An 18,364-nucleotide genomic window follows, 5' to 3' on the forward strand; every position below is an offset into this window, starting at 1 on the left:
AACATCGTTAATCGTTATTGATAGTCTTGTAACGACAGTTTTTAAAGGGAGTTAATTATGTGGTTATTAAATAGACAGTGCCCTCATTGTAAAAACTCAATTCCTTTAGGCAAACGTGTAAATCTTATCTCATCAGGGGTGTTAAAATGTGAACAGTGTTTATATATTTTACAGCCAACTATCATGTGGAGTTTAATGGTAAGTATCCTCATAGCTCCTATTCTGTATTTTTCTTTTTATAATAACTTTAAGTCTATCATGGGAAGTGAAATAGCGACGATACTTGTGATAGCACTTGTCATTCTGTGCAATCGGATACTAGAGCCTTTAGCCAGCTTAAAGGCGCATGATGAGAATGAACTATTATAACGATGAGGAATTAACGCTGTGTTCAAACGATTGTTATTAACGTTTTTGCGGTTGCATTCCTTTATGGTGCAAGTCTTGTCGATGATTTATATTTTACAATTTCTCCGCTCCAATTGCTGTTGTAAGGAATCGTCATTTTTATTTTTACAAAGCCCTTCGTCAAGAGATAAGACGTTATAAGAGTTTACTCTTTAACGCCTTATCACAATGTAAAGAACTTTCGTAAAATTTGAAGGCTGTTGAGTTAAATCATAGCCTGTGTAAAACCAACTTATCGAAGTGTTAAGTTAGCCTCTGTGGCAGAGACTAAATGGTGTGTGGTTTCTGGTTCAATCGAAGCATGCCCCGCGGTTTTACTGACCACTAATGTTGATTCGGGTAACGCCTGGTGTAACAACCAAGCGTTGTCAAAAGGACAAACTATGTCATAGCGGCCATGAACGATGGTTGTTGGAATGTGAGCGATTTTTCCGCAATTGGCCAAAATTTCATTGTCGGTTAAAAAGCAATCGTGAGCCATGAAATGGGCTTCATGGCGGGCTAGTGTCCAACAAGAAGCATCAGATGTTGCAGCCTTAACAAATTCTTCGTTAGGCTCAAGTGTACAGCAACGTATTTCCCATTCAGCCCACGCTCGCGCTACTCGCTCAGCCGCTTGCTTATCATCGCCAATCATAATGTTATATGCGGCACTAACACTGGTTTGTGTTTCACCTTCTGGCAGCGCATTTAAATATTCTTGCCAATAGTCAGCGAAAATTCGGGTTCCTCCGCCACTAGCAAACATCCACTGTGTATCTTCTGGCCGCCCGAGAAAAATCCCTCTTAAGGTTAAACTTTTCACTGAAGTAGGGTGAGTTTGGGCGTAAACCAGAGATAGCGTTGAACCCCATGAGCCACCAAAAACATGCCATTGCTTTATGTTTAAGTGCTCTCTTATTTTTTCAATATCAGCCACTAAAAAGCGGGTATCATTGTCTTCAAGGCTGCCGTGTGGTTTGGATCGGCCGCAGCCACGTTGATCGAATAAAATAATATGATAGCGCTCAGGATCAAAAAATCGACGATCGTTTGTCGAACAACCCGCGCCGGGGCCACCGTGAATAAACACTACCGGTTGCCCATTAGGGTTGCCACATTGTTCAACATAAAGTTGATGTTGGTCATCTACTGGCAACATAAAATCGGCGAAAGGCGAAATTTCAGGGTAGAGTGATTTCATCAGAGTTTCCTTGTGGCTAAGTCAAAATTAAATTTTCGGATACAAGCAAGGCAAATACATACTTTGCCTTGCTTTTCTTTGGCAACTTTGTCGATAAGGGCTTTAGAAACCACTTCTTTTGTGCACCAACACGGGTGTTTTTCGTTTAACTGACACTGATTATCCTGTTGGCATAATGGACAAATGGTCGTTTCTTCAGTAGACATAGAATACCTTTTGGTATGCAATATACATTAATGAGTTTGAAAATTAAATGTTGATCTTTAAGCTTATGTTCTATTAGCTTAACTTCCTTAGTTGTAAAGTGCGAACAGAATTTAACCGAGAAAAATCAACACGTGCATATAAATAATGGAAGCAGCACGGACTTAGTAACGCGACATAATAGCTATCATAAACACTTTCTTGAATTGAAATACAGACTGTACAGTTTGTAACATTTCACAACTCCCGCTAGATCGTATTATGTGCTAATTTGGAATGATGTAAAAAAGGAGAGAAACATGCGTTTTTTATTACTAGTATTATCAGTGCTTTGCACAAGCGCATTTGCCAACTCAGTCTCCAATAGTGATCAGCAACTTGCTGCAGTCGAAAAAGCGGTAAACTATTACCTTGAAGGCAGTATTTTGGGAGATCCTAAGGTTATTGCTAAAGCATTTCACCCCGATGCGATAATTCAAGGGATATCTGGTGGTAAGCATCGTGTTTATCAGTTGAAAGAATTTTTGGGTGTTTTTACTCCAGGAAAGCCAGGCACGCATACCACCAAAATCATTTCAATCGACATTGTCAATAACGCCGCGTCGGTGAGGGCTGAATGGGATATGGGGACGTGGAAGTATATTGACTTTTTATCTTTACTCAAGATGGGAGATGAGTGGAAAGTGGTCAATAAAATCTATACCAGTGTTAAGAAGTAATTTGGCATAGCATCACCGTGAAAACCTTAGTTGAACAATACATCAAAAAAGCATTTGGCGATCACTTGCTAGATGATTTACGCATTGTCTTAGGCACTCGATTTAAGCCACTTCACTTGCTTGATTTCAACACAGTTCGCCACCCCGAAAGCGAAATGAATTTTCGAAAGCGGTATATTCTCAATAAGGTTAAAGCAAAGTTTAGTAAACGTTATGCGGCGCTTAAACCCAAAGCTGACAATAAAGCGGCGCGTGTCCTATTTGTTAATGGCATTGTTACGCCATACCCGCTAGCAAGGCACCAAGCAGACATACTTGCTCAATCTATTGGTCGAGATGTTGATGTCATACACAATGAAACAGAAGGCCTTTTTCGGGATTTGTTAGAGTGTAATCAAGGTCGACAAGGCATCATTAACCCAGTTACAAAAAAAGTCATTCAGGCGATTGAAAATAAACTCGAAGATGATCAGTCCTTAATTATCGTCGCCTACTCTCAAGGGGCAATTATCGCATCTTCAGCATTAATCGCACTATCAAAACGGGTAGCATCTGAACAACTCAGTCGTATATCTTATATTACTTTTGGCGCAGGCTTTAAAGATAGCGTCTTGCCAAAAGAGATTTTTTGCGAGCATTTTGCTAATCGTTATGATCCAATCACCCATTTGGGCTTGCAACATCAAGACTTTGATTTCTCAGGTAAACTTTTCATTAGAGAAGCTCGAGGACACTTTTTTATTGCCGACTATTTATTACCAATGATGGCTGGAGAGCGTTACGGTGATTCTTGGTTTGAACAACAACTCCTTTGTCGTACTGCTAACAAATAATCTTTTCAAGATCCCAATGAATTTATTTGATTAAATACAAAAGCTTACCTTGCACTTAACTGTTGGCTATCGCAGTTAAGATACATTGTCCACTTTAAAAAATTGTAAATATTTAGTGAAATAACTTGATCGAATGTGGATATATTGTATACATTGTGTGCAGTTTTATGGAATAAACATTACAGATAAACAGCAGGGAGATAAGAAAAATAAGCTAATAATAAATTTAACTACTACAAGGTAGAAGGCATGTACAGAAAAACACTTATTCATTCTCTGGTGGTTACAGCGCTATCAACATCCGCTGCAGCACAGGCGGTAAAAATTCATACAGTAGGTCATGATCATCAGACGCCAAAAGAAGCTAACCAGCCTTATGACGGAATGGCGAAATACATTAAACCTTTCAGCAATGAACAGATAAACCGTATCGCAGATCCAGCTGTTACTAAAACTTCAGTAATGAAGACCCAACCAACGTTAAAATCTTTTTCAATAACATCAGCAAATATTCAAGCAAATGCAAATAGCTGCGCTGATGCGAACTCTCTAGCTTCACTATCGATTACTGAACGAATAAACCAACTTAAAAATGCTAGCGACTTTGATTGTTTAAAGGACAGCCTATGGAACGTTGATAAATCACTCATGCAAACGCTGTTTAATCAAGCCGATATGATCAAAGTGCTTAATGCGGCAACAGCCGAAGCGCTTGGCTATGATGGTGTTAATGTTGCGGTGCTTGAAAATTTAGTGCTTTATATTCGTGTAGGACGTTGGGCGCAATGGGGTAACGAAGATATCATTGGTGCTTATGACCAAACTTTCCATCAAGCATCGTATCAGTTTTTAGACACTATCGCCGCCAACAGCAATTTTTACGCGACGAGTGAGAGCCACGGTAAATTAATTAGCCAAATTATTATTCTTATGGGTGGTACCGACTACAGTGTTAGGTATATCGATGTCGCTAAAAATTGGCTTTCACGATATAACAAAGATTGGGGCTACGACATGCAATCAGCATTCACTAATGTCTTAACTTTGATCTATCGCGGCTCTTTTGACCCGAATTTTGTTGACCACGTAAATAGCGATACGTCTATCGTCACATCACTTAAAAGCTTTATTGATAACAATGGCGCTCTAATTGGCGACTACTATGAAAATCAGCTTAATGATGCAACCAGTGAGTTAGGTCGAATGCTAGGTTACGGCGGCGCAACGTTTACTAAAGTTAAGCCGTTAGTTAAAGATGTTTTGACAACATACTCGATGACGGGCAATGGCGCTGGCGCATGGATCAATGCCGCGAACATGGCCAATTATTACGATGGTGATAATTGTGATTACTATGGCACTTGTAACTTTGAACAAGAGCTAGAAGCGCAAGTTTTACCTATACGTCATGAATGCAGTGATACCCTGGTTGTTAGAGCACAAGAGTTAACCAGTGAACAACTCACGCAAATTTGCTCTAGTTTGGCGATACAAGAAACATATTTTCATCAAAAACTTAACACCAATAATACCCCAGTGCCAGACGACTTAAATACCGCGCTAGAACTGGTGATCTATGATTCAAGCGCAGATTATAAGCGTTACTCAGGCATCATATTTGAGCATAGCACCGATAATGGTGGGATCTATTTAGAAGGTGTACCCTCTGAGCAAGGCAATATTCCGCGCTTTTTTGCTTATGAAGCCGAGTGGGAAAAACCTGATTTTGAAGTGTGGAACTTAAATCATGAATACACTCACTATCTTGATGGTCGCTTTAACTTGTACGGTGGCTTTGAGCTTGGCAATAGTTACGACACCGTGTGGTGGAGTGAAGGTTTAGCTGATTATATCGCCAAGAAAAACTTTAATGATCATGCCGTTAACGTTGCACGCGATAAGCTTCATTCACTTAGCTCTTTATTTAGAAATAACTACAACGATTCGACGCAAGAGCAAATCTACACCTGGGGTTATTTAGCGGTGCGTTATATGTTTGAGCGCAGAAGAGCCGATGTTGATCAAATGATCGCGTATATGCGTGCGGGTAATTTTGACCAATACGCGCAATTGTTGGATAGCATAGGAACGAGCTATGATAGCGATTTCAACAGTTGGTTAGAAACGGTTGAAAGCACGGGTGGGCCAGTTGAACCGCCACAAACTAACGAGTTAGTTAATGGCGAAAGTGTTGTGGTATCGTCAGACGGTAGCGAACAACCGGCATTTTTTACTTCAATACCTGAGAATGCGAGTAACTTAATCATTTCGATTAGTGGTGGTAGTGGCGATGCTGATTTACACATTAAACAAGGCCAAGAAGCAACCACGGACGTTTATGACCATCGCCCATGGTTAAACGGTAATAACGAATCGGTTACGATTGAGCAACCAGTAGCAGGTCCGTGGCATATTATGTTGAATCCTTATCAAAACCAAGGATTCTCTGATGTAACATTATCGGTTTCTTGGGAGGCATTTTCGTTAGCGAATGCCTGTGACACACAAGCGTCAACCACCTATGAAACGTTAACTTCGGGTGAAGCAATTTGTGTTGGTCAATCGCCAATGACTTACTTCTCTTTTTGGGTTGATGAGGGCACAACTGAATTAACCATTACCTCTGCACACGGCAGCGGCGATGTTTCGCTTTATCACAGTAGCCAAACTTGGCCTTCAACAAGCGACTATGAAAACAGTTCAACGGCGCCTGAAAGCAATCGGGAAAATATCACGGTAACAAACCCAAGCGGTGGCTGGCACTATATTAGTGCTACTGGCCATGAAAGCGACTTTACCTTGTTGATGGAACAAAAGTAACAAGCCGATTTTCTGTTAGTGAAAAACCAGCGTTTGATACGCTGGTTTTTTTATCTTTGATGCCGTCATTATAGAGTTGTTCCAATAGTCAGCAAAGCAGTTGATAAGGTTTGGTTAAACGACGATTAAAATCATTTAGCTCAATACCTTTATCATTGGTAATTCGCTAGCAAGGATGTTAAAACTGGCTCATTAAGAGGAACGACCCTTGGGTTGCTTTAATTTTGTTAACGACTAGGAGAGTTCGAAACCTTGAGTGACCAATCAATAAAAATTGTCAGTTACAATCCTGCGTGGGTAGCGACGTATCAATCAGAAAGGGATTTTTTGTCTTCACTACTCGGAGATTATGTTCAAGGTTCAATTGAGCATGTTGGCAGTACATCAGTTGTTGGAATGGTCGCCAAACCAATTATAGACATTATGGTTGGTGTAAAATCACTTGATGCTTCGAAAGGTGCAATTGAGCTGCTTTCTGATAATTCCTATTGTTACTACCCCTATAAATCTGAGCTGATGCATTGGTTTTGTAAACCATCACCTGAGATTAGAACCCATCATTTGCATTTAGTGCCTTATAACAGTCGCTTATGGATTGAGCGAATAGCATTTAGAAATTTGTTGCGAACCAACCCAAGTATTGCTTTTGAATATGCAACGCTAAAGAAGGAATTGGCGCAAAAATTTATAAACGATCGAGAGGCTTATACACAATTTAAGTGGCCATTTATCAAAAAAGCGCTAGATTCAGTAGGCTTAAAACCAATTGAGTCCAATTAACAATAAAAGTTTTAGATAAGAGTCGGTCTGCACGCTAAGGTCAGCAGACTGAAAAAAGTCGGAAGATAAATCTGGCCCCAATTTTTCGTTTCTGCTAACAACCAAGGCTCAGCCTTTTTCTACTGCTTGCAATGCTAGAATTTCACTTTTAATTTTTTCAGCTTCTTCGGTGATCATTGAATAAGATTTTATATCGCCGTTACGCTGGGCATGCATAGCCTCTTCCAGTTTTTGCTCATAACGCTTATCTAATTGTTTGATCGGGTCTCTCTTAAATATTGAGAACATATTGCTTAACCTTGGTTTCAGTGTCCAAGGTTATACGTTAATTCAGGCACTTTGGTTTGGTTAAATTTTAACGTTAACCTCTTTCAAGCTACCAAATACCTTCTTCTACCTTACCTTGATAGTTGATGTCGGCCTTTTTGAATGACATATCTTCCTGGTTTTTTAATTTGCTTTGGTAATCTCGTGTTAACGCGATGATGGTGGGGGTTAGTAAAATGATCGCGGTGATGTTGACTAAGGTCATTAATCCTAATGCTGCGTCTGCCATTGCCCACACTTGCTTTAATGTTGCACTAGAGCCCCATAAAACCATGCCTAAGTAGGCTAAGGTGTAAAGTGTTCGGCCAACTTTATTATCTAAATGAAATAAATGTAGGTTACTTTCGGCATAAGCGTAGTTTGCCACCACTGACGTAAAGGCGAATAGCGATATCGCAGCTGCAACAAAATAGATGCCGGCATCCCCCATATGCGCGGTCATCGCATCTTGAGTCAGTCGAATACCTTCCATTTCTCCTGAGAGCGGTAAATCAGCTAATAAAAGGATCACCGCTGTGCAGGAACACAACACGATGGTATCGATAAACACGCCAAGCATTTGCACATAGCCTTGGGCAACCGGATGATTAGGCGTTGGTGCGGCACTGGCAGCAGCATGAGGGACACTACCTGCTCCCGCTTCATTAGAATACAAGCCACGCTGAATGCCATTTTTTATCGCTGCGCCTAAGGCACCAGCTCCTGCCTCTTGCAAGCCAAATGCCGACATAAAGACGTCGTAAAACATCCCAGGTAGGGCGGTAAGGTTAATCAAGGCGATAATGAGTGCAGTTAAAATAAACGCGATTCCCATAAAAGGAACGACACGTTCAGCAAATCTGGCTATACCGCGTAATCCGCCAATAACAATGCTGCCCGCTAGCAAGGTAATTGCAATACCGGTATACAGAGGCGGAATATCAAAAGCATGATTAACTGCGTCGGTAATGGTATTTGCTTGCATGGCACTGAAGCTAAACCCGTAGCCGAGGAATAAACATAAGGCAAAAAGAATAGCGAAAGGTCGGCTACCCAAGCCCATTTGTATATAGTAGGCAGGGCCGCCACGAAACTCTTTATGCTCGTCTTTGACTTTATAGAGCTGGCCGAGGATACTTTCGGCAAAGCCGGTTGCCATACCGAGCATGGCGATCACCCACATCCAGAATATCGCGCCACTGCCGCCAAGCGATATTGCTACTGAAACTCCGGCGAGGTTGCCAGTGCCAACGCGGGCTGACAACCCGGTACATAGGGCTTGAAAAGAGCTAATACCGGATTGATTAGCACTAAAGCCATGTTTCATTACCGTGAACATATAACGAAAATGTCGAAATTGGATAAAGCGAAGGCTAAGAGTAAACCAAATACCGGCAGCCACTAATATGTAGATAAGGAGTTGACCACCACCCCATAACCAATCGTTTAAGATGTTCACTAGTGTCATTATTACCTTACTCCTTGTCGGTTTCTCTTGATTAGCTTGAAATATCGCTAGTAACGGAAGGTTTTCGCGGTAAATGTATACCTGCTAACATACAACGCAATGACCCTCCTGCCAACTCTATGGTGGGAATTGCCATTGGCACTAAGGTGACAAATTCCGCTAGCGTTTGTCTTTGTAGTTCAGTTAATGCGCCATAGGCGGTCCTAGAAAGCGCTAAAATATTGCCATTTTTTCCTTTTAGTTCCAAAGCATTACCACAAAAAGAAGAAATTTGTTTTGCGCTAAGGTTAACTATGGTGCGCTCAGAGTCAACGAGCTGGCTTTCGACTAATTTTCGCTTGTTTGGATCGGTGATAAGGTCTAATGCAATCAAAGCAAAGCGCGTACCGACACACATTAATACGTTGGTGTGATAAATAGGGATTTGCTGATCATCAGCGGCTTCAAACAGCATCGGTTGATAATTAAAGTGCAAACAAAAACGAGCTAGCGCTTGTCCATTGGCACGGTTTGATGCCACTGTATAGGCAATACGTTGAATACGGTCGAGCACCATAGCGCCTGTGCCCTCAAGAAAAATACCCTCTTGCTCAAGCGGCGAAAAATCGATGATTTGATTGACTTTATAGTGCTTTTTTAAATAGTCAATAATATCAAGCCTACGCTCCTTACGTCGATTTGGAGCATACATAGGAAAGAGTGCAATAGCGCCGTCACTATGCGTACTAAACCAATTATTTGGAAAGACACTGTCAGGCGTTAATCTGCTGGTATCTTCAAAAAGGTGCACATCGACACCGTGTTGCTTGAGTGTTTCTGAAACATCGGTTACTTCGTTAAACGCCTTGCTAGCGATAGTTGCATCAACACTACCATCTAGCGTTTGTTGAAACGCATTGTCAGCGGCAGTTTCTGGATTAATGCTAAAGTGATGCGGACGGATCATGATTACTGTATCTGGTGCTTGAGCATTATGACAATTCACAGTGGTTACTCCTTTGAAACCTTATTAGGGCATAGTTTAACTGCTCGCCATGAATAGCAAATAGAGTAAATTTGAATAAATTTGATAGATAATTTATGCATTTTGCTATAGCTTGATTAGCAAAATGTCACTATATTGCGAGTTGTTCGAAAAGGAGCAGGTGTCGTTATGGCCAATTTAACCCCGTATAACTATGATGATGTTGATCGTGAACTGATTGCTTTACTGCGCGAGGATGCCAGAGCGTCAGTGTCTGCACTGGCAAAAAAAATGAAAGTATCTCGGGCAACGGTCCAAAAACGTATTGATCGTTTAGTGTCAACCGGTGCCATATTAGGGTTTACCATTCGAGCACACCAGCATATTGAAGCGAATACGGTAAAAGCGATTATGATGATTGAAGTAACCGGACAATCGACACGGCAAGTCATCCATAAGATGCGAGGCATTCCAGAATTAAAAACCCTACATAGTACTAATGGGAAGTGGGATTTGGTTGCTGAACTGGAAACCAATACCTTGGCTGATTTTGATCGCGTGTTAAGACTGGTTAGAGAAATTGATCACGTTAGAAACAGCGAAACCAGTATCTTGCTGAGTACCGTTTAATCACCAGAGGTTGCTTTTTCTGCGCTTGCAGTCCCTTTATACCTTTCCATGTTGTTTCATAGCAGTGTCATTGCTTCGACATAAATTTGTCATCAAATTATCATCCAAGCCTGTTTGACTATGCGCAAAATTTTTGTGCATTTAGATAAACAGGTAAAACAATGAAACTAACTAAAATCGCTATTGCGTTGTCTTTGATCGGTGTAATCTCAGCATGTACTTTTGATGGAGATGACGGAGAAGATGGTGCGCAAGGCGTTGCAGGTGCTGTCGGTGCAGCGGGTCAGGATGGTGTAGATGGGCAGGACGGAAAAAACGCTAGCTTAGGATTACAAAGTCAGCTCATTGGTCGAGCGGTGTTAAATGCTCTAGCCCCAGAAGGAGCTGCTGAGATAGTTGCCTTTCAAAAGTCAACTAACTGGGTATACGCGGTAAATAGTTCGGTCAGTCCTGCTGTGGTTGAAATTATTGATTTAACCAATGTCGATAGCGACGCCTTAACCGCTGATGCTCAAGGTGTTATTACGAACACAAACCTTGTTAGCGCATTCACCTTGAATTTAGAGGCGACTTCAGGCCTTTCTGGTGATGCTAACAGCATCGCCGTCGATGACAATTATAATTTACTGGCGGTAGCCATTGCCTCAGGCACGCCAGGCGTGAATGGTCACGTTGCGGTTTATCATATCTCAGGGGCGACACCGAGCTTTATTAAAAACATCGAAGTGGGTGACCTACCTGATAATGTCGCTTTTACTCATGATGGTGGCAAGATTATTGTCGCCAATGAAGGTGAACCGTCGAATGATTATCTTGTTGACCCAGAAGGTTCTATTTCAATTATTAATGTCGTCGCTGGCGTGCCAGCAGATTCAGCAACGGCAATAAGTTTTGCGGCTTTTAATGAACAAAAGGCGGCGCTGGAATCGCAAGGGGTTAAGTTTTCAAACCCAGATGGTCAAACGCTGAAAGGGCAGGTACGCCATTATACGGTAGCGCAGGATTTAGAGCCTGAATACGTTGCAGTATCAGCGGATAACCAAACTGCGTTTGTTTCTATGCAAGAAAACAATGCATTAGCCATTATTGACCTTGCCACTAATGCTATCACGATCAAAGGGCTGGGCTTTAAAGATTGGAGTCAGTATCAGCTTGATGTCTCAGATAAAGACGGTGGCATTCACTTTGAACAATACCAGCACTTAGTTGGTATGTATCAACCGGATACGATTGTTAGCTACACATGGCAAAATGCCAACTTTGTTATTACCGCTAACGAAGGTGATGGTAGAGAGTATATTGCTTTTGAGCGTGATGCTGTAGAAGATGCTGGCAAAGTTGAATGTGAAACGGATTTCCCACAAGGTATTTATGAATGGGAAGACGGTGAAGAGATATGTATCGCTTATACCGATGAAGCGCGTGTTAAAGATTTAGAAGACTTTGGTCCAGTAAGTGCGTCACTTGCTGCCTATATTGATGAAAAAGGCGGTAAGAACGGCTTAGGGCGTTTATTGGTGAACAATGCCATGGGCAAAAATGAGCAAGGAGAGTATGAAACCTTACATGCTTTTGGTGCTCGCTCTTTTACCATTTGGGATCAAAATGGCTTAAAAGTATTTGATTCAGGTGATGATATTGAACGTATTACCGCGTCAGTGCATGGTCAGGCATTTAACAATGACGAAGATGAGAACAGTGGCGATACGCGCTCTGATGCAAAAGGTCCAGAGCCTGAAGCCTTGGCTGTTGGCGTTATAGGTACTCAAACTTATGCGTTTATCGGCTTAGAGCGTATGGGGGGTATTCTAGTGTACAACGTGACGAACCCTTATAACGTCAGTTTTGTTGATTATATTTTTAACCGTGGCTTAGTTGAAGGCGCAGATATCACTGGCGACTTAGCGCCTGAAGGTATGAAGTTTATTGCCGCAGCTGATAGCCCAACAGGTGAAGCACTATTGCTAGTTGGTAATGAAATTTCAGGTTCGGTAGCTGTGTGGCAATTTAGTGAGCAGTAATCGACTTTACGTGATGATGAAAAAGCTTGGTGCTCGCTTTTTCAGTTAGGTCGATAGATTATCGTTGAATGCGGTTACTTTTAAAGTTATAGTCATAACTTGTTAAATTACTGTAAAAATGGAGTTGTACAGTGAAACATTTTAAGGCCGCAATTGCAGCGCTTGTGCTGATCATCCCTTTTTCTGTATTCGCGACGAATCTTAATGGCTGGAGTGTTCTAAAAAACGGTCGTTATACTGAGTTCGCCGTTGTTGAATCGGTCAAGCAAGGCAATTCTCAAGCTAATTTGATTAACGATGGCGGGGCGGATTTAAAAGCGCTAATTAAGTTAAATGCCGACAATCGTTATGATGCTCAAGTACAACATGGTCAACAAAGGGCATTATCTTTTAAACGTACGCCATTAACCTTTACGATACCGCTGAAGGAAGCGGATTTATTAACTAAAGACAGTGCACAATTAACGTTTAAGTTAGCCATGCAGCCATACTCCAAAAGCAGGGTTATCGATCAAATAACAGATTGCCAACAGTATCAGGGCGTTGAAGCTCAGCAGCTTTGTCAGCTCCGAAGTGCTGCCACTACAGTTTCTGTCTACAATTTTTCAGCGGCGACGCAATTTATCAAACAATTTAGTGTTGAAGATAGTCAAATTGAAAGGTTAGTCAATATTTATCAAGGGGATAAAGTTTTATCTGTGCAATACAATTCAAGCGAGTTTTTTAATTTCATCAATTCTTGGCAGCAAGTCGAGATCATTGGTTATATTGAAGATGACGTCACACGTTACCTTTTAATTCGCCCTTATGACAAAAACAAGAACCCCTATCCACTGCAAGCAATGAGTTTTATTTATCAAAATGATGAGCAAGCACCACGGTTGATCTATGGTCATAATTGGGATGATGTTTATCTGTATTTTTACAACAGTCTTTTTATCAACGCGCTTGATAAAGCATTGAGAGGCTAGGATGGCGAGCAAAACTCACACGAAATTTAATATTTTTCCGTACGCTTTGTATTTTTTTGCCATGCTAACCGCGTTTATGGGCTATGTTTTTGCTCGTAATGTAATCGAGTTTTATTTAGAAGCACCGTTTGTTGATTCATGGCAATTAACCCCAGCCACGATCATCTCAGCTCGAGTGGATCGTATAATGAGTACGCGAGATGGCACGAAAAACGGCATTAAAGAGTGGCATTATGCGCCTAAGGTTGAATACCAGTACGAATTTAACGGCAAACGTTATCAAAATGACCGCGTAGGTTGGACCAATAACTACAATGCGTATGGCCGTTCTAAAGCCGAATATTACATACGTTCATATGAAAACGAACAACCTATTTATGTTTACGTTAACCCAGATTCGCCTGCGCGCTCGGTTATTGAGCCGCAAGTGGATTCTGGTAATAAAACTGCATTGACTATTGCCGCAATTGTGTGTTGGTTAGTGACTTTTGGTTTGATTAAACTCGTGCCGTGGGTTCGTCAAACTAACCAAAAGACAACAGAATAGCTAGGTTCAGATTGATTACCATTGCTGAGTTTTAGTTACCTATGCGTTGTTTTAACAACGAAATGGTATCTTCTTCATTGATGGGTTTGGCAAACAAGTAACCTTGGCCAAATTGACATTTATTAAAGCGCAAAAACTGCTCTTGGCTTTCAGTTTCAATGCCTTCTGCAATTGAGGTTAAGCCCAGCGCATCAGACATCGATAATACCGCTTTAATGATCGCTTGTTTTTGTGGTTGTTCATTGAGTTCAAGCACAAAAGAACGATCTATCTTCAGTGAATCTATCGGTAAATTTGCTAGCCGCTCAAGAGAAGAATGGCCAGTTCCAAAATCATCGATAGATATTTTAACCCCAAGTTGCTTTAACTGGGTAAGTTGCGTGATGACATTGTCGTAATCCATCATCAGCACGTTTTCAGTGATTTCAATTTCAAGGTATTTCGGCGCAATGGCGTATTGCTTTAGGACGTTGAGGACATCTTGATAAATATTAGATTGTGAAAAGTGGTGACCTGAAATATTCACGGCGATTGGAACGCAATGCTGAGCTTGTGCTTGTTGTTTGGCAATCAGTCTAGCGCAGAGGTTTAATACGTAACGACCGACACTCACAATTAAACCAGCGTTTTCTGCAATATCAATAAATTCGTCTGGGGATACGTCGCCAAGCTCCTCATGATGCCAGCGCAGTAGTGCTTCAAGACCAACGATTTTATTAGTGATTAAATTGTATTTAGGTTGAAAAAAGACGTTTAAGGTTTCGTTTTCAATCGCTTGCTTCAAATAGTGCTCAATTTTTAACTGACGCTGCATGCAATGTAAAAACTCTTGGGTGTAAAATTGAATACGCTTTTCACTGTTCTTGATGGCATGCAACGCCATATCGGCTTGATTTATCAATTCTTCAGGACAACAGCTATTGGTTGGTGCAATCGAAACACCCAAATTAATGCCTAAAAATAGGTCGTGTTGTTCAACGGTAAATGGCTCAAGAAAGCTGGCTAAAATACGCTCTAAAAACACATTAAGTACTTGTTGGTCAGTGAATGGATAAATGAGCACGAACTCATCACCCCCGAGACGGCCTAAAAACTCATCGGCTATAACATTTTTAAGGCGCTTTATCCCTGCAAGCATTAATTTGTCACCGGTTTGGTGTCCATAAACATCATTAATTTTTTTAAAGCCGTCTAGGTCGATAAACACCACAGCACAGCGTTGTTCGTTATTTTTTAGGCTCGCGATGTCGTTTTTTAGACGTTGTAATATGCTGAATCGATTAGGTAGATCGGTCAGATGATCACGGGTAGCAAGTTTCTCTAGTTTGCTCTGGTTATCAATGCTGTGAGATAAATCGGTTAAAATGTGCAAGAAAAAGTTATCATCTTTTACTTTATTAGCCAGTGATAGTGAGTTTAATTCAACAGGGATCAAAAGACCTTTTTGACTATGGTGCCATAGTTGCTGTTTGGTTTGTTGCTGCTCAAGGATTTTATGCCAGCTTTGCTTAAAAAACTGCTTGTTGTGAAGCGGAGCATAAAGCTTTTGAATACTTTCGCCTTTGAGGTCGGCACGGTGATAATGAAAGAGTTGGCACAACTCATCATTGACTTCAATAATAAAGCCATTACTGTCCGTTAATAGGGCAGGTTGTGGCAACGATGCCAATAAGTTAGCAAAACTTAATGTTAGCTCTGTAGCGAGCTTTTCTTTGCTATTGCATTGAGCTGTTTCGCTGTCCGTAGCGAGCCCTAGCACCTCTTGAATAGCACTTATCCAAGATTGCTCTATATGTATGGAAGAATTCACAATTACTACCTGACAACAATTGAGAAGTCGCAACGGACACGTTAAATAAGGTCGGGCATTGTATAGAACACTGATTAAAAATCAATCGGTTTTTATGCTTTTATCATGAAAGATTCACATTAATGTCATAAAAGAAAGTTAAATGATTTAATAATCAGTGCTTTAATTTTTTGTATACAAAAAACGTATAATATATAAGAAAGGCTAATTTAACTCACTGTCTTTCCAAAATTTCGTCCCTTTAACGGTAGCCTGAAGTGCTAAACCCGTTTCGGTGAAGGTGTAAACAGTTACATCACCATAATAGGCCTCGCCTTCAACCGATGCGCCTTTTTGGGATGCTTTAGCTGCTGCGTCTGCATTGCCGCCAAACGTCCAGCCTGAGTTAACAAAGTTCTGCATTGCTTTTTTGGTGTGGAAAACCATCACGATACGATAATCTTTTACCCCTAGGCCCAAACCAATGCCACCTTCCGCCATATTCATATAGGTATGTTGTCCTGAAGCCATATCTTTAACGACACCATAACCGGTGCCAGCGGCCATAAAGATCAGGTTAACATTGGCATTTGAAAAAACGGCATAGCCGGGTGCAGCGTTTATTTGTGCTCGCGTATCGGGTTTTTTAGCAAACAATTGGGTAAGTACTTGGTCTTTCATCTTTAGAATTGCTTGTTGTTTTTCTGCTTTTGAGCCATCACCCATTGATGCACAGGCGGAAAGAATGAAAACAAATCCGATGACAACTATTTTTCTAGCGACTAGCATTTTACTTTTGCCTATTCGATGTGGGTCAAGTTAAGTTGAAAGTATAGACAAAAATCAGATATTGCTGATAATTAGCCGTAACTGAGCTAAAAAGTGTTGTGCGGCTGGTCCTAAATTGTCTTTATCTTTGTAAAGTGCATAAAGTTTTGCAGAGCGGGTGGCATTATTTGACAAGGGCAAAGGCTTAATGACTCCCTGCGCGATTTCATTGGCAACATAGCTTTCAGGGAGCCAAGCAAAGCCAAGTCCAGCCTTGATCATATTGGTTGACGTTTGCAAGTGACTGACCGTCCAACGTTGATGGGCACCAAGCCAGCCGGCATCAGCTCGTTTGCCCAGCGCTGAATCTCTCACCACTATCTGTCGATAACTTTTAAGGTCTTCTAATGTTAATTCTTGATTGAGTTGGTGCAAAGGATGGTCAGGATGGGCGACGGCAACAAAGTTGATATCGCAAAGCTCTTCGCTGCTGGCGGTTTCAGTGAGAAAGGGAGAGATGGCAATATCGGCAAGTGAGTTTTGCATTAATTCGCTTGAACCTGTCAACACGGTTTCCATTAATTCAATTTGCAGCAAAGGAAAGGTAGCAGATGTCGAATCAAGTGTTGAATAAAGAATATTTTGTGGAAAAATTTCATCAACTGCGATGCGTAATAGGGTTTCGGTACCTTGACCAATTGTGAAACCAACCGCTTCAACCTTAGCAGCTTCATCAAGCAAAAAATTCGCTCTTTTTAGCAGTAACTTCCCCGTTTCGGTTAACTGGGTGCGACGACCCTCGATATTAAAAAGCTTGATGTCTAAGGTTGATTCAATTTTGCTAACCGCGTTGTGTATACTTGATTGGCTTTTGTGTACTTTAGCTGCAGCTTGGTTAAAGCCTCCGGCCTCAACCACGGCTCTAAACATACGCCATTGCTCTAGCGATATTCTTAACATAAAAAACTCGATTTTATTATCTTAGTGTTAGATTTACAGTGGAATAAATTCATCGGTATCATCAATGACTTTGGCAAACCGTTGCTCTTGCCAATCAAGCTTTGCTTGCTCGATTCGCGCTTTAGTGTAGGCAACAAAATTCCAATGTAAAAATGGTTGTTTATCAAATTTTTCTCCGCCAAGTACCAAAACCCTTGATGCTTTGGAGAAATTGATGTGCTGATCTTGGTTATTCAGTACGACAAAATCCCCCGATGAGTATTGTTCGCCAGTGAGGGTAACTTCGCCATAAATAACATAAATTGCGGTTTCATGTGCTGGGTTAGGAGGCGCTATTGTGTTGTTTTCATTGGCGACCATATCAATAAAAAACATCGGTGAATAAGATGTCACTGGCGATTTTAAGCCGTACGCTTCTCCCACAATGACTCTCATCATAATGCCTTCTAAGTGACGCTGAGGTAATGAGATTTTATTAACATGTTCAAAGTTTGGTGACATTTCTGCTAGTGCTTCGGGAAGGGCTACCCAGCATTGCACGCCGCTAAGCTTATGTTTTGTTGCTCTAACTTCAATGGTTTCTCGTTCAGAATGGACAATGCCGCTGCCTGATGTCATCCAATTGACATCACCAGGGTGTATTTCAACGATATTACCCAAAGAATCACGGTGAAGCATGCTACCTTCTAATAGATAACTGAGCGTAGATAATCCAATGTGCGGATGGGGTCTAACATCGACGCCTTGTCCTGGAGAAAACTCCGCCGGGCCAAATTGGTCAAAGAAGATAAACGGGCCAACCATGCGTTGCTCGGCGTTTGGTAGTATACGTTTAACCTTAAATGCGCCAAGGTCATGAGTTTGTGCTACGAGTTTACTCGCCATATTCTTGCTCCACTAATCAATCATTTATCATAGTTTACATTCTGTTATCTGTTTATATATTAGCGATAATTGAAGCTATTGTTCGTTTATTTCGAATGTTATGTGCGA

At 41.2% G+C, this 18,364-nt stretch carries 17 protein-coding genes; 8 read left to right on the top strand and 9 right to left on the bottom strand.

What is annotated here, in order from left to right; all coding sequences use genetic code 11:
- Window positions 1-640: 640 nt before the first annotated feature.
- Both pip and ACSLUH_RS03770 read right to left on the bottom strand, forming a co-directional pair.
- Window positions 641-1,591, bottom strand: a complete 951-nt coding sequence (pip, locus tag ACSLUH_RS03765) for a prolyl aminopeptidase (RefSeq protein WP_448564752.1) — start codon at window positions 1,589-1,591, stop codon at window positions 641-643.
- On the bottom strand, window positions 1,591-1,797 hold the full coding sequence (locus tag ACSLUH_RS03770; RefSeq protein ID WP_448564754.1) for a cysteine-rich CWC family protein: 207 nt from the start codon (window positions 1,795-1,797) through the stop codon (window positions 1,591-1,593). Before ACSLUH_RS03770 ends, pip begins: the two co-directional genes overlap by 1 nt.
- Before the next feature lie 297 nt (window positions 1,798-2,094).
- Here ACSLUH_RS03770 and ACSLUH_RS03775 point away from each other — a divergent pair, with 297 nt between their 5' ends.
- The 4 genes from ACSLUH_RS03775 to ACSLUH_RS03790 all read left to right on the top strand — a co-directional run bounded on the left by ACSLUH_RS03775 (window position 2,095) and on the right by ACSLUH_RS03790 (window position 6,947).
- Window positions 2,095-2,514 (top strand): nuclear transport factor 2 family protein, encoded by a 420-nt coding sequence (locus ACSLUH_RS03775; protein ID WP_448564756.1) that lies wholly within the window; start codon window positions 2,095-2,097, stop codon window positions 2,512-2,514.
- Between the two features lie 17 nt (window positions 2,515-2,531).
- Complete coding sequence (locus ACSLUH_RS03780) at window positions 2,532-3,347, top strand: PE-PPE domain-containing protein (RefSeq protein WP_448564758.1); 816 nt, start codon at window positions 2,532-2,534, stop codon at window positions 3,345-3,347.
- A 249-nt stretch (window positions 3,348-3,596) separates the two neighbouring features.
- Window positions 3,597-6,167, top strand: a complete 2,571-nt coding sequence (locus ACSLUH_RS03785) for a M9 family metallopeptidase (RefSeq protein ID WP_448564760.1) — start codon at window positions 3,597-3,599, stop codon at window positions 6,165-6,167.
- A 252-nt stretch (window positions 6,168-6,419) separates the two neighbouring features.
- Window positions 6,420-6,947: a GrpB family protein gene (locus ACSLUH_RS03790; RefSeq protein ID WP_448564762.1), complete on the top strand. Its 528-nt coding sequence runs from the start codon at window positions 6,420-6,422 to the stop codon at window positions 6,945-6,947.
- Window positions 6,948-7,055: 108 nt separating this feature from the next.
- Here ACSLUH_RS03790 and ACSLUH_RS03795 read toward each other — a convergent pair whose 3' ends face one another.
- The 3 genes from ACSLUH_RS03795 to ctlX all read right to left on the bottom strand — a co-directional run bounded on the left by ACSLUH_RS03795 (window position 7,056) and on the right by ctlX (window position 9,667).
- On the bottom strand, window positions 7,056-7,235 hold the full coding sequence (locus tag ACSLUH_RS03795) for a DUF6435 family protein (RefSeq protein ID WP_448564764.1): 180 nt from the start codon (window positions 7,233-7,235) through the stop codon (window positions 7,056-7,058).
- 88 nt (window positions 7,236-7,323) lie between these two features.
- Complete coding sequence (locus ACSLUH_RS03800; protein WP_448564766.1) at window positions 7,324-8,721, bottom strand: alanine/glycine:cation symporter family protein; 1,398 nt, start codon at window positions 8,719-8,721, stop codon at window positions 7,324-7,326.
- 31 nt (window positions 8,722-8,752) lie between these two features.
- Window positions 8,753-9,667: a citrulline utilization hydrolase CtlX gene (ctlX, locus tag ACSLUH_RS03805; RefSeq protein ID WP_448565216.1), complete on the bottom strand. Its 915-nt coding sequence runs from the start codon at window positions 9,665-9,667 to the stop codon at window positions 8,753-8,755.
- 207 nt (window positions 9,668-9,874) lie between these two features.
- Here ctlX and ACSLUH_RS03810 point away from each other — a divergent pair, with 207 nt between their 5' ends.
- The 4 genes from ACSLUH_RS03810 to ACSLUH_RS03825 all read left to right on the top strand — a co-directional run bounded on the left by ACSLUH_RS03810 (window position 9,875) and on the right by ACSLUH_RS03825 (window position 13,854).
- Window positions 9,875-10,315, top strand: a complete 441-nt coding sequence (locus ACSLUH_RS03810) for an Lrp/AsnC family transcriptional regulator (protein ID WP_448564768.1) — start codon at window positions 9,875-9,877, stop codon at window positions 10,313-10,315.
- Between the two features lie 161 nt (window positions 10,316-10,476).
- Complete coding sequence (locus tag ACSLUH_RS03815; protein ID WP_448564770.1) at window positions 10,477-12,336, top strand: choice-of-anchor I family protein; 1,860 nt, start codon at window positions 10,477-10,479, stop codon at window positions 12,334-12,336.
- Between the two features lie 131 nt (window positions 12,337-12,467).
- On the top strand, window positions 12,468-13,307 hold the full coding sequence (locus ACSLUH_RS03820) for a hypothetical protein (protein WP_448564772.1): 840 nt from the start codon (window positions 12,468-12,470) through the stop codon (window positions 13,305-13,307).
- Window position 13,308: 1 nt separating this feature from the next.
- Window positions 13,309-13,854 (top strand): DUF3592 domain-containing protein, encoded by a 546-nt coding sequence (locus ACSLUH_RS03825; RefSeq protein WP_448564774.1) that lies wholly within the window; start codon window positions 13,309-13,311, stop codon window positions 13,852-13,854.
- 31 nt (window positions 13,855-13,885) lie between these two features.
- Here the strand turns inward: ACSLUH_RS03825 and ACSLUH_RS03830 are convergent, their stop codons facing one another.
- The 4 genes from ACSLUH_RS03830 to ACSLUH_RS03845 form a co-directional block, all read right to left on the bottom strand.
- A complete protein-coding gene (locus ACSLUH_RS03830) occupies window positions 13,886-15,664 on the bottom strand; it encodes a putative bifunctional diguanylate cyclase/phosphodiesterase (protein WP_448564776.1) in 1,779 nt (592 codons plus the stop codon).
- A gap of 204 nt (window positions 15,665-15,868) precedes the next feature.
- Window positions 15,869-16,432 carry a lipid-binding SYLF domain-containing protein gene (locus ACSLUH_RS03835; RefSeq protein WP_448564778.1) on the bottom strand — a complete coding sequence of 188 codons (564 nt, stop codon included), beginning with the start codon at window positions 16,430-16,432 and terminating at the stop codon, window positions 15,869-15,871.
- A 54-nt stretch (window positions 16,433-16,486) separates the two neighbouring features.
- Window positions 16,487-17,371: a LysR family transcriptional regulator gene (locus tag ACSLUH_RS03840; protein WP_448564780.1), complete on the bottom strand. Its 885-nt coding sequence runs from the start codon at window positions 17,369-17,371 to the stop codon at window positions 16,487-16,489.
- Between the two features lie 33 nt (window positions 17,372-17,404).
- A complete protein-coding gene (locus ACSLUH_RS03845) occupies window positions 17,405-18,256 on the bottom strand; it encodes a pirin family protein (RefSeq protein WP_448564782.1) in 852 nt (283 codons plus the stop codon).
- Window positions 18,257-18,364 lie beyond the last annotated feature (108 nt).

Source organism: Thalassotalea ganghwensis (genome assembly GCF_053485795.1).

What these genes read in the sequence shown, in the direction of transcription:
- ACSLUH_RS03795 (WP_448564764.1), bottom strand. Translation starts at nt 7,235, where the DNA reads ATGTTCTCAATATTTAAGAGAGACCCGATCAAACAATTAGATAAGCGT.
- ctlX (WP_448565216.1), bottom strand. Translation starts at nt 9,667, where the DNA reads ATGATCCGTCCGCATCACTTTAGCATTAATCCAGAAACTGCCGCTGAC.
- ACSLUH_RS03770 (WP_448564754.1), bottom strand. Translation starts at nt 1,797, where the DNA reads ATGTCTACTGAAGAAACGACCATTTGTCCATTATGCCAACAGGATAAT.
- ACSLUH_RS03835 (WP_448564778.1), bottom strand. Translation starts at nt 16,432, where the DNA reads ATGCTAGTCGCTAGAAAAATAGTTGTCATCGGATTTGTTTTCATTCTT.
- ACSLUH_RS03845 (WP_448564782.1), bottom strand. Translation starts at nt 18,256, where the DNA reads ATGGCGAGTAAACTCGTAGCACAAACTCATGACCTTGGCGCATTTAAG.
- ACSLUH_RS03800 (WP_448564766.1), bottom strand. Translation starts at nt 8,721, where the DNA reads ATGACACTAGTGAACATCTTAAACGATTGGTTATGGGGTGGTGGTCAA.
- pip (WP_448564752.1), bottom strand. Translation starts at nt 1,591, where the DNA reads ATGAAATCACTCTACCCTGAAATTTCGCCTTTCGCCGATTTTATGTTG.
- ACSLUH_RS03840 (WP_448564780.1), bottom strand. Translation starts at nt 17,371, where the DNA reads ATGTTAAGAATATCGCTAGAGCAATGGCGTATGTTTAGAGCCGTGGTT.
- ACSLUH_RS03810 (WP_448564768.1), top strand. Translation starts at nt 9,875, where the DNA reads ATGGCCAATTTAACCCCGTATAACTATGATGATGTTGATCGTGAACTG.
- ACSLUH_RS03815 (WP_448564770.1), top strand. Translation starts at nt 10,477, where the DNA reads ATGAAACTAACTAAAATCGCTATTGCGTTGTCTTTGATCGGTGTAATC.
- ACSLUH_RS03785 (WP_448564760.1), top strand. Translation starts at nt 3,597, where the DNA reads ATGTACAGAAAAACACTTATTCATTCTCTGGTGGTTACAGCGCTATCA.
- ACSLUH_RS03775 (WP_448564756.1), top strand. Translation starts at nt 2,095, where the DNA reads ATGCGTTTTTTATTACTAGTATTATCAGTGCTTTGCACAAGCGCATTT.
- ACSLUH_RS03825 (WP_448564774.1), top strand. Translation starts at nt 13,309, where the DNA reads ATGGCGAGCAAAACTCACACGAAATTTAATATTTTTCCGTACGCTTTG.